At 64.4% G+C, this 12,402-nt stretch carries 15 protein-coding genes; 12 read left to right on the forward strand and 3 right to left on the reverse strand.

Annotated elements, in window-relative coordinates; all coding sequences use genetic code 11:
* Window positions 1-45 precede the first annotated feature (45 nt).
* The 3 genes from KO516_RS21030 to KO516_RS21040 all read left to right on the forward strand — a co-directional run bounded on the left by KO516_RS21030 (window position 46) and on the right by KO516_RS21040 (window position 3,238).
* Window positions 46-1,965 carry an OmpA family protein gene (locus KO516_RS21030; protein ID WP_216005748.1) on the forward strand — a complete coding sequence of 640 codons (1,920 nt, stop codon included), beginning with the start codon at window positions 46-48 and terminating at the stop codon, window positions 1,963-1,965.
* The gene (locus KO516_RS21035; RefSeq protein ID WP_216005749.1) at window positions 1,962-2,288 is read left to right on the forward strand and encodes a hypothetical protein; all 327 of its coding nucleotides are present in this window, start codon (window positions 1,962-1,964) and stop codon (window positions 2,286-2,288) included. The genes KO516_RS21030 and KO516_RS21035 overlap by 4 nt, the downstream gene beginning before the upstream one ends.
* Window positions 2,289-2,584: 296 nt before the next feature.
* Entirely contained in the window at window positions 2,585-3,238 is a 654-nt protein-coding gene (locus KO516_RS21040; protein WP_216005750.1) for a histidine phosphatase family protein, read from the forward strand.
* Here the strand turns inward: KO516_RS21040 and KO516_RS21045 are convergent.
* Together KO516_RS21045 and KO516_RS21050 are read right to left on the reverse strand one after the other, a co-directional pair.
* On the reverse strand, window positions 3,235-4,215 hold the full coding sequence (locus KO516_RS21045) for a hypothetical protein (protein WP_216005751.1): 981 nt from the start codon (window positions 4,213-4,215) through the stop codon (window positions 3,235-3,237). The genes KO516_RS21040 and KO516_RS21045 overlap by 4 nt on opposite strands.
* 55 nt (window positions 4,216-4,270) lie before the next feature.
* Window positions 4,271-4,963 (reverse strand): metal-dependent hydrolase, encoded by a 693-nt coding sequence (locus KO516_RS21050; RefSeq protein WP_216005752.1) that lies wholly within the window; start codon window positions 4,961-4,963, stop codon window positions 4,271-4,273.
* 565 nt (window positions 4,964-5,528) lie between these two features.
* Here KO516_RS21050 and KO516_RS21055 point away from each other — a divergent pair.
* The 6 genes from KO516_RS21055 (at window position 5,529) to KO516_RS21080 (ending at window position 9,621) form a co-directional block, all read left to right on the forward strand.
* Window positions 5,529-6,179 (forward strand): hypothetical protein, encoded by a 651-nt coding sequence (locus KO516_RS21055; RefSeq protein ID WP_216005753.1) that lies wholly within the window; start codon window positions 5,529-5,531, stop codon window positions 6,177-6,179.
* 209 nt (window positions 6,180-6,388) lie between these two features.
* Complete coding sequence (gene meaB, locus KO516_RS21060) at window positions 6,389-7,378, forward strand: methylmalonyl Co-A mutase-associated GTPase MeaB (protein ID WP_216005754.1); 990 nt, start codon at window positions 6,389-6,391, stop codon at window positions 7,376-7,378.
* Window positions 7,375-8,175, forward strand: a complete 801-nt coding sequence (locus KO516_RS21065) for an alpha/beta hydrolase (protein WP_216005755.1) — start codon at window positions 7,375-7,377, stop codon at window positions 8,173-8,175. The genes meaB and KO516_RS21065 overlap by 4 nt, the downstream gene beginning before the upstream one ends.
* A gap of 176 nt (window positions 8,176-8,351) precedes the next feature.
* Window positions 8,352-8,642 (forward strand): 50S ribosomal protein L28, encoded by a 291-nt coding sequence (rpmB, locus tag KO516_RS21070; RefSeq protein ID WP_216005756.1) that lies wholly within the window; start codon window positions 8,352-8,354, stop codon window positions 8,640-8,642.
* Window positions 8,643-8,810: 168 nt separating this feature from the next.
* Window positions 8,811-9,107, forward strand: coding sequence for a hypothetical protein (locus tag KO516_RS21075; protein WP_252737774.1), 297 nt, complete (start codon window positions 8,811-8,813; stop codon window positions 9,105-9,107).
* A gap of 37 nt (window positions 9,108-9,144) precedes the next feature.
* Window positions 9,145-9,621, forward strand: a complete 477-nt coding sequence (locus KO516_RS21080; RefSeq protein WP_216005757.1) for a copper chaperone PCu(A)C — start codon at window positions 9,145-9,147, stop codon at window positions 9,619-9,621.
* A gap of 39 nt (window positions 9,622-9,660) precedes the next feature.
* On the opposite strand, the gene KO516_RS21085 is transcribed toward KO516_RS21080, so the two are convergent.
* Window positions 9,661-10,338, reverse strand: coding sequence for a PRC-barrel domain-containing protein (locus tag KO516_RS21085; protein WP_216005758.1), 678 nt, complete (start codon window positions 10,336-10,338; stop codon window positions 9,661-9,663).
* Between the two features lie 457 nt (window positions 10,339-10,795).
* On the opposite strand from KO516_RS21085, the gene KO516_RS21090 reads away from it, so the two are divergent.
* From KO516_RS21090 to KO516_RS21100, 3 genes are read left to right on the forward strand one after another with little or no spacing between them, the layout of a single operon-like run.
* A complete protein-coding gene (locus tag KO516_RS21090; protein ID WP_216005759.1) occupies window positions 10,796-10,936 on the forward strand; it encodes a hypothetical protein in 141 nt (46 codons plus the stop codon).
* The gene (gene hemP / locus KO516_RS21095; protein ID WP_216005760.1) at window positions 10,936-11,097 is read left to right on the forward strand and encodes a hemin uptake protein HemP; all 162 of its coding nucleotides are present in this window, start codon (window positions 10,936-10,938) and stop codon (window positions 11,095-11,097) included. Before KO516_RS21090 ends, hemP begins: the two co-directional genes overlap by 1 nt.
* 44 nt (window positions 11,098-11,141) lie before the next feature.
* Window positions 11,142-12,398 (forward strand): imelysin family protein, encoded by a 1,257-nt coding sequence (locus tag KO516_RS21100; protein WP_216005761.1) that lies wholly within the window; start codon window positions 11,142-11,144, stop codon window positions 12,396-12,398.
* The last annotated feature ends 4 nt before the right edge of the window (window positions 12,399-12,402 follow it).

The raw sequence follows: 12,402 nt of genomic DNA on the forward strand, positions 1-12,402 counted from the left end.
GAGGCTTATCAGGTTCTGAAATAACAAGAAGGAAACCGCGGACCCATGCGCCTGTCACGACTCGCCATTCCCGCAGCGACGCTGTCTGGCGCCGCCCTGCTGTGCATCCTTCTTGCGGTCTTTGCCGTCTTTCTGGTCGAGCGCAGCTCGCGCGAGGCGGTGGTGGACCGGCTCGATGTCGAGGAACTCGACTGGGCCGAGGTCGATGTGAACGGCCTTCAGGTCTTTCTGATCGGCGAGGCCCCGGACGAAGCGGCGCGTTTCAAGGCGGTCACGGCCGCAGGAAGCGTGGTGGACAGCGCGCGGGTGATCGACCAGATGCTGGTCGCAGAGGCCGAGCAGATCGAGCCGCCGCGCTTTTCGGTCGAGATCCTGCGCAACGACGATGGCATCTCGGTGATCGGGCTGGTGCCGGCGCAAACCGACCGCGAAGAGCTGCTCGAGGGCTTTCGCACCACGGTTGGCGACACCGGGGAGGTGTCTGACCTGCTGGAAACCGCCGATTTCACCGTGCCCGAAGGCTGGGACGCTGCGCTGCGCTTTGCCGAGCGCAGCCTTGCGCAACTGCCACGCTCGAAGATCTCGGTCGGGGCGGGCACGGTGTCGATCAAGGCGATGACTGAAAGCGTCGAGGATCGCCGCCGTTTGCAGGCGGATCTGAAACGCAGGGTGCCGACAGGCGTGACGCTGGTGCTGGACCTGTCGGCGCCGCGCCCGGTGATCACACCGTTCACGCTGCGTTTTCTGATCGACGATGACGGGCCGCGATTCGATGCCTGTTCGGCCGATACCGAAACCTCGCGCGACATGATCCTTGGCGCAGCGCAGGCGGTGGGCGCCCCTGCCAACGAGACCTGCCGCCTCGGGCTGGGCGTGCCGTCGCGCCGCTGGGCCGATGCAGCGGCGATGGCAATCGGCGCGTTGTCCGAACTGGGGCGCGGCTCGGTGACCTTCTCGAACGCGGATATTGCGCTGCTGGCCGAAGAAGGCACCGATCAGGCCCTGTTCGACCGGGTGGTCGGCGAGCTTGAAAGCGGTCTGCCCGATGTCTTCGCGCTGCACGCGGTGCTGCCGGAAACCCCCGATGCCACCGAACAGGGGGTGCGCGAATTCACGGCGACCCTATCGCCCGAAGGCGCAGTGCAGCTGCGCGGGAGGGTCAATTCCGAGATCACCCGCCAGACCGTCGACAGCCTCGCGCGGGCGCAGTTCGGCTCGGACAGGGTCTATACTGCGGCGCGGGTCGACGAGGATCTGCCCAACGCCTGGGCGACGCGGGTTCTGGCGGGAATAGAGGCGCTCGGAGAGCTGTCGAACGGCGCCGTCCGGGTGACCCCGGACAGGGTGACGGTGTCGGGCAACACCGGCAACAAGGATGCAAACGACGAAATCTCAGTGCTGCTTGCCGATAAGCTGGGCGATCAGGCCGAATTCGAGATCAACGTGACCTATCAGGAAAAGCTGGACCCGGAACTGGGCATCCCGACGCCGCAACAATGCGAGGCGCAGATCGTCGAGATCATCGGAGACCGCAAGATCACCTTCGAGCCGGGCTCGGCGAATCTTGATGCCTCGGCCAAGGACGTGATGGATGATATCGGTGAATTGCTGAAACTCTGCGGCGATATCCCGTTGGAAATACAGGGCCATACTGACAGTCAGGGCCGCGAGGAGATGAATCAGCAGCTGAGCCAGGAACGCGCCCAGTCCGTGCTCGACGCGCTGCGCAATCGCAACGTTCTGACCGCCTCCTACAGGGTGAAAGGGTACGGAGAAGAACAGCCCATCGCTGACAATGGCAGCGAAGAGGGCCGCGAAGCGAATCGGCGCATCGAGTTCCGGCTGATCGCGCCCGAAGCCGAACAAGAGGCGGAAACCACGCTGGAAGAGCTTGAAGATACGGGCTCCGCAGGCGATACGGAAACCGCCGGAGACGATGCCGGCGCGGACGGGGCCGGGGAATGAACAGAACCGAATTCGTTATCGCCACGGCGATCATTCTCTTCGTAGCATATTGCATGGGCTGGTTTTCGAACTGGCTGGTGAATCGGTTCAAGCGTATCAGCCAGGCCGATGTCGACCAGCTCGAACGTATGAGCCAGGAGTTGCACGAGGCGGAAGAAACGCGCGATCAGGCGATCACCTATCTTCAGCAGCGCGAGGCGGAGCTGACCAACCAGCTGGCGCAGACCGAGGCCGAACTCGCCGCCGCCATGGAAGGGCTGCGCGAAGCCCGCCACGAGGCCGAGGAAATGCGCTCGTGGATCGAGCGTCACCAACAGGCCTGACCTTTCCGAAACGGCGCCGCGTACCGCGGCCCATGGAAGCCTCGCTCCGCCTTGCGGCGGAGACGTCGGCCTGCCGGCGCCTCTTGCCAATGGCGCACCGTCTTTCGCAGGGATGCACCTCTTGCAGGGGCCTCCGGGTGGCAAGCAAGAGGTCCGACAGGAGCCACGGCCTCGGTTTCTTCTGGCCGAAAATATCCCGGGGGGAGGCTCCGCAAGGAGACGGGGGGCAGCGCCCCCCTTGCGGGTTTTCATTTCGTGCAACGGCTCGTATGAGGCAGGCGAAAGGTAGGTGCCAAATGTCCCATGTCACTCTGGTACGCCACGGTCAGGCCAACAGCTCCGCGCGCGACGAAGTCTCCTACGACAAGCTCAGTGATCTGGGGCATTGTCAGGCGCGCTGGCTCGGAGAGCACCTGCGCGGCACCGGCGAGCGCTTTGCGCGGGCCTATTGCGGCACACTTCGGAGGCATCGCGAGACCGCCGATGCCATGGCGCTGGGGCTTGATCTGGTGATCGATCCCCGCCTCGATGAGCTGGAATATTTCACCATGGCGCAGATCTGCGAGGCGCAGTACGGCATCGATATGCCCAACGGTCGCGAAGAATTCGCGCTGCACATGCGGCGGATGTTCGGGCTATGGCGCGACAATGCGATCGATGGCGCACCGGTGCCCTTCGCGACGTTCGAGGCGCGCGTCAGCGAGGTGCTCACCGAGATCGCAGGCGGCGAGGGGCGGGCCGTCGTGGTGACCTCTGGCGGGGTGATCGGCATGGCGATGCGGGTGACGATGGAGCTGGGGCTCGGTGCCTTTGCCAATGCCTGCCTTGCGATCGAGAACAGCTCGATGCACCGGTTTCAGCCGATGTCCACCGGGCTGGTGCTGACGCAATTCAACGCAGTGCCCCATCTGGAAGACGCCGAGCGGGCGCTTTCGCGCACGCATCTTTAACGCATCCAGAAGCCCTCGCGCTTCAGTCGGTTGCGGATCGCCTGTTCGCGCGCCGGCAGGTCATTGCGATCAAACAGCGCGCGCGCCTTGTGCCCGCGCCCCTGATAGAGCGTGCGCAGCAGCGGCTCGTATTGCTTGAGCACTTTCTTGATTCGATGCGGCGCGGCGATCTCTTCGAGCCGCTGCACCACCGCATCGCTTTCGCGCGCATAAAGCAGCGGGAAGGTGCGGTAATGGCAGGTCACCGATCCGTCGAGCAGCCCCGGCGGCAGCGTGTCGCGCCCGCCGCCAAAGGAATGGATCACCAGCGGCAGCGCCACCTGATCCAGCCACGGATCGAAGTGCTGACAGATCAGCGCCTCGGGCGGATCATCGCGAATCGTCAGTGCGTAGTCGAGGAACCGCTGACCGAAACGCCTTGGGCAGCTGTGAAAGAAGAAGCCGGCGTTGAAATAGAGATAGCGCCGCCAATGTTCATCGGGCCAGCTCAGATCCAGCGATCTGTCGAAATCCAGCCCGAAACGATCGTAGAGCGCCTTCCACGTCGCGGTATAGCCCGGCCCGTACAGCTCGATCTTCGGCCAGGTGTTCTCGCGGCGCAGCGACGCGGTCGGGCGGTCGAAATCGAAGGGCACGCGCGACAGATCGTCCAGCACCAGCGTGTCGGTGTCGAAGAACACAAAGGGCTCGCCCTCGGGCAGGGCGGCCAGTGCCTCGATCTTGTTGCCATAGGGGTAGGACTGGCCGAAATGCCGGGTCTCGAAGGGCAGGATCGTGGCGCCATGGTCCTCGATAATGGCGCGGATCTCGGCGTCCCTGATGCGCGGGTCGCGCTCCCATAGAGCGTTGGGCTGGGGTTCCGCGACGAACAGCTTCACCCCCGGCGAGCTACGTGCCAATGAGACGGCGAACAGCACCCCCTCGTATTGCAGCCGGCCCGCCTGGCCGACGATCATCACGTTGAATTGCCCGCTCATCCGCGCCCCTCTTTTGCGCCACAATAGGCAGGGAGGCGCGGCGAGGAAAGCGGGCTCAAAGCGTGATTGGCTCAAGCACCTGCGGCTCGATCACCCGAACGCCGGGCAGTTCGGCGGCAAGCACCTCGGCATCCTGTTCCAGTGCGCCGAAGGTGCGGTAGTGCATGGGAATCACCGTCTTGAAGTCGAAGTATTTCTTTGCCGCCCAGCCGGCCATTTCCATGTCCATGGTGTAATAGCCGCCCGCCGAGAGAATGCCGACAGTGGGGGCGTAATACTCCCCGATCCACGCCATGTCGGCCATGATCGTGGTGTCGCCCGAGAAATAGATGCAGTGCCCGTCGCCGCGGATCACGTAGCCGACTTCCGATCCGGTATACTGGACCTTGCCATCGACCATCATCGACGAGCTGTGCGAGGCGGGCACCATGCTGACCGCCACATCGCCGAACATCGCGGTGCCGCCTTTGTTGAAGGCATGCCCAACCGTGACGCCCTGCGCCTCGAGCACCGAGGTCAGCTCGAACATTCCCGAAACCGGCAACCCGGTTTCCCGGGCGATGCTCACCACGTCGTCGGTGTGGTCAAAATGGCCGTGGGTCAGCAGGATCTGCGTCGCGCCATCGAGCGCCTCGGCACGACGCTCGTCGGGCAGCATCGGGTTTCCCGACAGCCACGGATCGACGAGGATAACCTCGTCGGCAATCTCGAAGCGAAAGCTGCCATGGCCTAGCCATATGATCTGCATGGAAATGTCCTCCGTGATGTGCTTTATCGACGATAGCGCGTCAGGCGGCATGGTAAAGCCCACCCGTGCGCGCAGTCCTGTCACCCCAGACCTGCACGCGGAGGCGATGACATGCGCTTCAGGATCCTGCGCAGTGGCCACAGATCGAGCCGCCCAACTGGTACGGCGCGACATCTTGCAACCGTCAAGCAGGCAAAGCGTCCGGCCGATATGGGGCTGGTGGCAGTCGATGTCCCGCCGGCATGCGGGGCCACGCTGGGCAGCGGGGCGCTGCCTGTCGACATGGCGCTCGGCGATAGATCGGACCCGGCGCCATGGTGACGCCGGGCAAGCTGGACCGAGACATCAGGGCACTGGCTGGAAAACCTGTTTCGACCACATCGCGGCCCTTCTCCGCGCGGCCGAAGGCGTGTCGCATTTTTAGCAAGCGCCGATATGCACCGGAACATTTCTGTTCGTCTTTGCCCCGGTGCAGGCGGCTCGGGTCTGCGATGTTGCCTTGGCGCGGCGATGCCTGTTTGGAGGTGGATTTGGTCGCGCTGATCCCGACAATGCAGCGCTGCCGATGCACATGGCGGTCAGGGCGTCGCAATTCCAGGCGCTGATCGCCGAGTCATCCGATGGAAGAGAAACGGCGGCGTTGGCGACCTGCGCGCATTCCGATGCAACAGTCACCGGGTTTGCAGCCGACGCTCCGCTGTCGAAGCCCACCGGCGCCGCGATGATGCGCGAGAAGAGCGCCCTTGCCGTAGCCAGGGGCGTGTCGCAGCGCCACACACCGATCGGAGCGCAGAACGCGGATCCTGCGCAGAGCGGTTACCGGGCGCTGGGGGTGGCTCGCAGAGATGCAAGCTGGCGCTACTTCGGACTGCTCATCGACCCTCCGCGCCCAGATGTGGGCACACGGTGGCCGAAGCGCCTCGCATGGGGCGCGGTCAAGTTCATCGGCGATCACGTGGCCATTACCCCGCCAACATGGCTCGCTCGCCACGCGGCGCTAGGACAGGTTTTGTCAAAGCGATTGTTCCGGGCAATTGTTGCCTGTTCTTCACTGCCGAAGCGACGCAACTGCAGATACGCAGCTGGCGACTTGCAGGCGTATCGTGGCGCCAGTGAGCTGGGCGATGCCGCTTCTGCTTTGGGGCTGCTATTTTGCGGTCTTGCCGAAAAGAGCTGCGATCCCCACTCTGGTGCGCCGCCTTGGAGCGCGTATTGAGAGGGTGAAGGGGGCGCTGCCCCCCGTCTCCTTGCGGAGTCTCCCCCCGGGATATTTTTGGCCAGAAGAAACTGGGGCGCGGCGCATAGTCTTCTTCTGGCCAAAAATATCCCCGCCGGAGGCATCCGATATCGCGGCCAAGATGAGGGGCTGGACAAGGGCGCGCGGGGCGGGTTCTTTCAGGCACGAACCGGTCGAGGGGCAGCACCATGGATATCGAGGATCTTGCGGAACGTATCCTGAGCGGAGAACGGCGCGCTTTGGCGCGAGGGATCACGCTCGTTGAAAGTGGGCGGGCGGATCATCGGTCCATGGCGCGCGATCTGATCGATAGGCTGCGCTGCGCAGGGCGTGAGGCCATGCGCATCGGGTTGTCTGGTACGCCCGGCGTCGGCAAGTCGACCTTTATCGAGAGTTTCGGCATGATGCTGGTTGCGCAGGGGCTCAGGGTCGCTGTGCTGGCGGTTGATCCGAGCTCGGCCCGTTCGGGCGGCTCGATCCTTGGGGACAAGACGCGCATGGAGCGGCTTTCGCGCCATCCGGGGGCGTTCATTCGCCCGTCGCCCTCGCAAACCCATCTTGGCGGAGTGGCGCGGCGCACTCGCGAGGCGATCGACCTGTGCGAGGCGGCGGGGTTTGATGTGGTGCTGATTGAAACCGTCGGTGTGGGCCAGTCGGAGACCGTGGTTGCCGAGATGTCGGACCTGTTCATGCTGCTGCTAGCCCCCGCGGGCGGCGATGAATTGCAGGGGGTCAAGCGCGGCATCATGGAGGCCGCGGACATGATCCTTGTGAACAAGGCGGATGGCGATCTCAAATCCGCCGCGACGCGCACCTGCGCTGATTATGCCGGGGCGCTGCGCCTGCTGCGCAAGCGCGCGCAAGACCCCGAGGGTTTTCCCAAGGCGCTGACCGTCTCTGCGGCGCTTGAGAACGGGCTCGACAGCGCTTGGGCCGAGATGCGCGCGCTTCAGGCATGGCGAAGAGAGAACGGCCATTTTGCCCGGCGCAGGGCCGAGCAGGCGCGATTCTGGTTCGAGGCTGAGGTGCGCGAAGGGCTGCTCGCTCGCCTGCGCCGCGAGCCGGTAAAGGGCGCGATGGCGGCGTTTGCCGCGCGGGTCGAAGCCGGTGAGATCACTGCCGCCGCCGCTGCGGACGAGCTGCTTGCGACCTATCTTGGGGAAAGCCTTCCGGCATGACTCCCGAGCGGGTCTTTGACGGGGCGCTGTTGCGGGCGGATCTGTTCAAGGGCGCGCGCAAACGGCTGTTTGTCAGCTTTCGCCAGCGGGTCGGCAACGCAGGAAGTTTCGAGGATGTGCGCCCGGTGCGGGCCTTTACCGCGCGGGGCTATGCGCATCTGCATATCCAGAGCCTGTGGAACGACTGGTTCGTCAATGCCGAGACCACGGCGCTGGAAGACGCCCTGCGCGGGCTGGCGCAGCGCTACAGGCGCGCCGTGGCGATGGGGTTCTCCATGGGCGGTTACGGCGCGCTGCGGTTCTCTGCCGTGCTGGGGCTGGCGCAGGTCATCGTCATCGCGCCGCAGGTTTCGGTTCATCCAGATGAGGTGCCGTGGGATCGGCGCTACCGGGACGAGGCGCCGGGGTTTGATCGGCAGGCGGGGGATCTGGCGCGCCACGGCCACAAGAGCCTTGAGGGCGCGCTGCTGTGCGATCCCTTTGTCGGTGCCGATCTGGCCCATGCCCGGATGGTGCAGGCGCTGTTTCCCAAACTGCGGATCTGCCGTCTGCCGGGCGGGGGGCATCCTCCGAGCCGCGTCTTGCGACAGGGTGGGCGGTTGCCCGATCTTCAGGCGCAGCTGGTCGATGGCGGCATCGATGCGGCAGAGATCATTGCGCTGCACCGCGCCTCGCGGCGCTGCTCGCCAAGTTATTTCCGGCATATGCAGCGCTACGCCAAGGTCCGCCGCCCGGCGCTGGCAGAGCGGCTGGCCGCGATGGGGCAGACGGCTGTACCGGTGGTCGACAAAGGTTAGGGCAAGGACTTGAAAGGAAGGGTTGACGCCCAAGGGCCTTGAAGCTAGAGAAGCCCGACCAGATTCCGGGGGCCCCTGCAGGTGGCACCCTTTCCATATTGGCGAACCCGCCGGCGCTGGCAGTGCAATATCTGTTAGCCTTGGTGGCCCGCCCCGAACGCAAAAGGATGTACCCGATGTCGCGCGTATGCGAACTGACCGGCAAAGGCCCGATGACGGGTCACAACGTAAGCCACGCCAACAACAAGACCAAGCGTCGCTTTCTGCCGAACCTGAACGACGTGAGCCTTCAGTCCGAGACCCTTGGCCGCCCGGTCAAGCTGCGCATCTCGGCACATGCGCTGCGCTCTGTCGACCACCGCGGTGGTCTCGACAAGTTTCTTGACAAGGCTAAGGACGTTGAACTCAGCGCCGCGGCGCTGAAGGTCAAGAAAGAGATCGCCAAGGCGCGCGCTGCCGCCGTCTGATCGGTTGTGGCACTGCGCCACGCACAGAGTTATCCACAGCCCCGATGTCAGCACATCGGGGCTGTTTCCTTTTGTCGCGGGACAGAAATTTCCGATCAGCCTAGTTTTGCAGCGATGGTGCGAAAAACTTATCCACTGATTGGAATTTTACTGATTCTGGCACTGGCGTTGACCGGCTACCAGATGGCGGTGGCGCGTGCGCAGCCAGTCCCGGCAGGGCAGATCGTTATCTGTTCGGGCATGGGCCTTGTCACTGTCATGGTCGATTCGGATGGCCAGCCGGTCCAGCACAGCCACCTGTGCCCGGATGGTCTTTTGACGCTGTTCAACGGGCTGGGCGTTGCATGGATACCGCCGGGCAGGGAGCAGCGTTGGCTGGTCTTGCCCGCCTTTGCCGAGGCCATGCACGGCGCCGGGCGCAGGTTGCCTGCAGTGCAGGCGCGTGATCCTCCGGCGCGGGTTTGACGTTCCGGCAGACCACAGACAGACCAAAGGACATCTGATGAAAACGTTTCTTCTTGCGGGCGCGGCTGCGCTTGCGCTTGCCACCTCGGCTCAGGCTGACATCGTGATCCATGACGCCTATGCGCGCAGCGCCATGGCGACGGCGCCCACCGGGGCCGCCTTCATGCGGATCGAAAACACCGGCGACAGCGACGACCGGCTGGTATCGGTTGCCTCTGATGCGGCCGAGCGGGTCGAGCTGCACACTCATATCTCCGATGCAAACGGGGTGATGAAGATGGCCGAGGTCGAGGACGGCTTTGCGATTCCTGCCCATGGCGAACATGCGCTTCAGCGCGGCGGCGATCATGTCATGTTCATGGGGCTGAGGGCGCCGTTCGAGCAGGACGCCAAGGTTATCGTGACGTTGACTTTCGAGAAGGCAGGCGAAAAGCGGGTAGAGATTCCCGTCGATCTGGCGCGCACGCCGACGCATGGCGAGGGCGGCGCGGGCCATAAAACCACGGGCAACTGATCCAGAGGCGCGCCTTGCCGGGGCGCGCTGCATATCTTTTCAGCTGGTAAGATGATCCGGGGTCGGGGCGGTCTCCATTTCCGAGGCGGGCAGATCGAGCACGAGATGCCCGCCCTTGGCCCCCGGAGCACGGTGCGACAGCGACGAGAACGGCAGGGCGCGACGGTCCTGCGAAAAGAACCCGCCGTGGGCCACGATGAAATAGTCGAGCCGATTCGCCTCGGCATTCCACAGTATGTCGGCCAGATGCCCCATTTCGGCGTCGCGCCCGAACACCGGGCGTTCCAGCCAGCGCCCAAGCCGGTCGTAGCGGTCCAGCGCCGCCTCGGCGCGCGGGTCGGTCTGGCGCTCGGGATCGTCGCCGGACCCCAGCATCGCGGCCAGCGCCAGCGGTGCATGAGTCGCGCCGAAGGGGCCGACCACCAGTGGCGGCATCACACCGAACAGCGCATCGATCTGCGCGGTCTCGCCGGTCCAGTGCGGGGCGCGGTTGAGCTCTTCCTCGGTGATCCGCAACGGGACGCGCCGGGTCTGCGGATCGGGTCGGCCCATCAGCGACGCCGGGGCCAGCGCCTGCCCGCCGCCCCCCATGCCGATTCCCAGCGACAGATAGACCAGCTTCCGCGTGCCCGCATCGAACACAAGGTCGCGCAGGACCAGTTCGGGCGCATCGGGGGCGATGGTCCATGTCAGCATGTCGGTCAGGCTCAGCAGCATCGGGTGTCCTCCTTCAAGCCGGGGCTCGGCCATGTCTTGCAAGTATAACCGGGTTGCAAAGCCATTGGTTCCGGAACCGAAGCGCCCTGCCGGAGGTTAGGATTTCAACCACCACAGGAGGCAGCCATGTCCGTCGATATCTTCATCGCTGGTCTGGCCGGACTCACGATCATCGGTGTCCTCATCTTTGCGCTGACCAGCGCCAAAGACCGAGATGACGACATCCGCTGACCAAGCGGACCGAACCAGACCGCAGAACCACATCAAGCGAGGGGGCGCCTTGGTCGTTCCCTCGTTTTTTGCGTGGGTTTTCACCGTCTGCCCTGCGTGTTTTGCGATCTTAAAGATGAGTGAAACTGTCAGGTTGACATATCCGATGCTTTTGCTCAGATATGAGGGCGTCCAGCCACCCCGTGATCCGGGGCAGCCCGACCTGACCGGAACAAGGAGGCTGACAATGACCCAGACCATTCGTATTGCGCAGGCCGCTCGCCCGCGCCGGGACGATCTGATCCAGCTTGTGCTGGGGGGGCTGTGGCCCGCAGAGGCGGCGCTCGAGGCGCTGCTGGACCGTATCGAGGCAGGGGAGGCCGCGTGATGATGGAGCAGCGATTCGATACCGAGCGCGCCACCCCCGCGCTTCCCCGCCACCGTGCCCGCGACATGACCGATGGTGGCAACATCGCCGAAATCGAGCTCGACGGGCAGGTCTATACCCTGCGCATCACCAAGGCCGGCAAGCTCATCCTGACCAAGTGATCCCGTCAGCCAACCTTTAGAATAAACGCCAACGAGGACAGTTCATGAAATTCACCACCTCTACCGCCGTCGCGCTGCTGCTGGCATCGCCCGCGCTGGCCGCCCCCAAGGCCGACGTGCTGACCAATTACGCCGACATCGCGCTGGCGGGATACGAGGACAGCCTGACCACCGCACAAGCGCTTGAAGCTGCGGTGGACGCCCTGATCGCCGATCCGTCGGAGGCAACGCTGGCCGCTGCGCGCGATGCGTGGCGCGGCTCGCGCCCGTCCTACCAGCAGACCGAAGTCTTTCGCTTCGGCAACCCGATCGTCGACGAGTGGGAAGGCAAGGTGAATGCCTGGCCGCTGGATGAGGGGCTGATGGACTACGTCTCGGAGGATTACGAAGGCCCGACCGACGAAAACGAATACGCTGCGCTGAACATCATTGCCAACCCGTCGGTCACCATCGCCGGGCAGCAGATCGATGCGTCCGAGATCACCGCCGAGCTGATCGCCGATACGCTCAACGAGGCGGACGGGGTCGAATCCAACGTGGCGCGCGGCTATCACGCCATCGAATTCCTGCTCTGGGGGCAGGATCTCAACGGTACCGGGCCGGGGGCCGGGGAACGCCCGTTCACCGACTACGCGCAGGGCGATGATTGCACGGGTGGCAATTGCGACCGGCGCGCCGATTACCTCAAGGCCGCGACCGCGCTGCTGGTGGCCGACCTGCACGAGATGGTCGACGCATGGGGCAGCGATGGCGCCGCGCGCGCCGCGCTGATGGAAGACGAGGATGCCGGCATCACCGCCATGCTCACCGGCATGGGCTCGCTGTCCTATGGCGAGCAGGCGGGCGAGCGGATGCGCCTTGGCCTGATGCTCAACGATCCCGAGGAAGAGCACGACTGTTTCTCTGATAACACCCATATCTCGCATTTCTACGACGGGCAGGGCATCCAGAACGTCTATCTTGGCAGCTACACCCGCATTGATGGCAGCACCGTCGAAGGGCCGTCGCTGTCCGAGCTCGTGGCCGAGATCGACCCGGAACTCGACACCGAGATGAAGGCCAAGCTGGACACCACCATGGCGGCGCTTGGCGACATCGTGGAGGCGGCCGAGGGCGGCTTTGCCTATGACCAGATGCTGGCGCTTGGCAATGAAAAGGGCGAAGCGCTGATCATGGGCGGCGTCGACGGGCTGATCGATCAGACCCGCACCATCGAGCGCATCGTGGCAGAGCTGAACGTCTCGGATGTGGCGATCGAAGGCTCGGACAGCCTCGACAACCCTAACGCGATCTTCCAGTAAAAGG

Source organism: Citreicella sp. C3M06 (assembly GCF_018860705.1).
Taxonomy (GTDB): domain Bacteria; phylum Pseudomonadota; class Alphaproteobacteria; order Rhodobacterales; family Rhodobacteraceae; genus Salipiger.

Excerpts from the sequence above, each read along its gene's own strand:
- KO516_RS21030 (WP_216005748.1), top strand. The coding sequence starts at position 46 with ATGCGCCTGTCACGACTCGCCATTCCCGCAGCGACGCTGTCTGGCGCC.
- KO516_RS21035 (WP_216005749.1), top strand. The coding sequence starts at position 1,962 with ATGAACAGAACCGAATTCGTTATCGCCACGGCGATCATTCTCTTCGTA.
- KO516_RS21040 (WP_216005750.1), top strand. The coding sequence starts at position 2,585 with ATGTCCCATGTCACTCTGGTACGCCACGGTCAGGCCAACAGCTCCGCG.
- KO516_RS21045 (WP_216005751.1), bottom strand. The coding sequence starts at position 4,215 with ATGAGCGGGCAATTCAACGTGATGATCGTCGGCCAGGCGGGCCGGCTG.
- KO516_RS21050 (WP_216005752.1), bottom strand. The coding sequence starts at position 4,963 with ATGCAGATCATATGGCTAGGCCATGGCAGCTTTCGCTTCGAGATTGCC.
- KO516_RS21055 (WP_216005753.1), top strand. The coding sequence starts at position 5,529 with ATGCACATGGCGGTCAGGGCGTCGCAATTCCAGGCGCTGATCGCCGAG.
- meaB (WP_216005754.1), top strand. The coding sequence starts at position 6,389 with ATGGATATCGAGGATCTTGCGGAACGTATCCTGAGCGGAGAACGGCGC.
- KO516_RS21065 (WP_216005755.1), top strand. The coding sequence starts at position 7,375 with ATGACTCCCGAGCGGGTCTTTGACGGGGCGCTGTTGCGGGCGGATCTG.
- rpmB (WP_216005756.1), top strand. The coding sequence starts at position 8,352 with ATGTCGCGCGTATGCGAACTGACCGGCAAAGGCCCGATGACGGGTCAC.
- KO516_RS21080 (WP_216005757.1), top strand. The coding sequence starts at position 9,145 with ATGAAAACGTTTCTTCTTGCGGGCGCGGCTGCGCTTGCGCTTGCCACC.
- KO516_RS21085 (WP_216005758.1), bottom strand. The coding sequence starts at position 10,338 with ATGCTGCTGAGCCTGACCGACATGCTGACATGGACCATCGCCCCCGAT.
- KO516_RS21090 (WP_216005759.1), top strand. The coding sequence starts at position 10,796 with ATGACCCAGACCATTCGTATTGCGCAGGCCGCTCGCCCGCGCCGGGAC.
- hemP (WP_216005760.1), top strand. The coding sequence starts at position 10,936 with ATGATGGAGCAGCGATTCGATACCGAGCGCGCCACCCCCGCGCTTCCC.
- KO516_RS21100 (WP_216005761.1), top strand. The coding sequence starts at position 11,142 with ATGAAATTCACCACCTCTACCGCCGTCGCGCTGCTGCTGGCATCGCCC.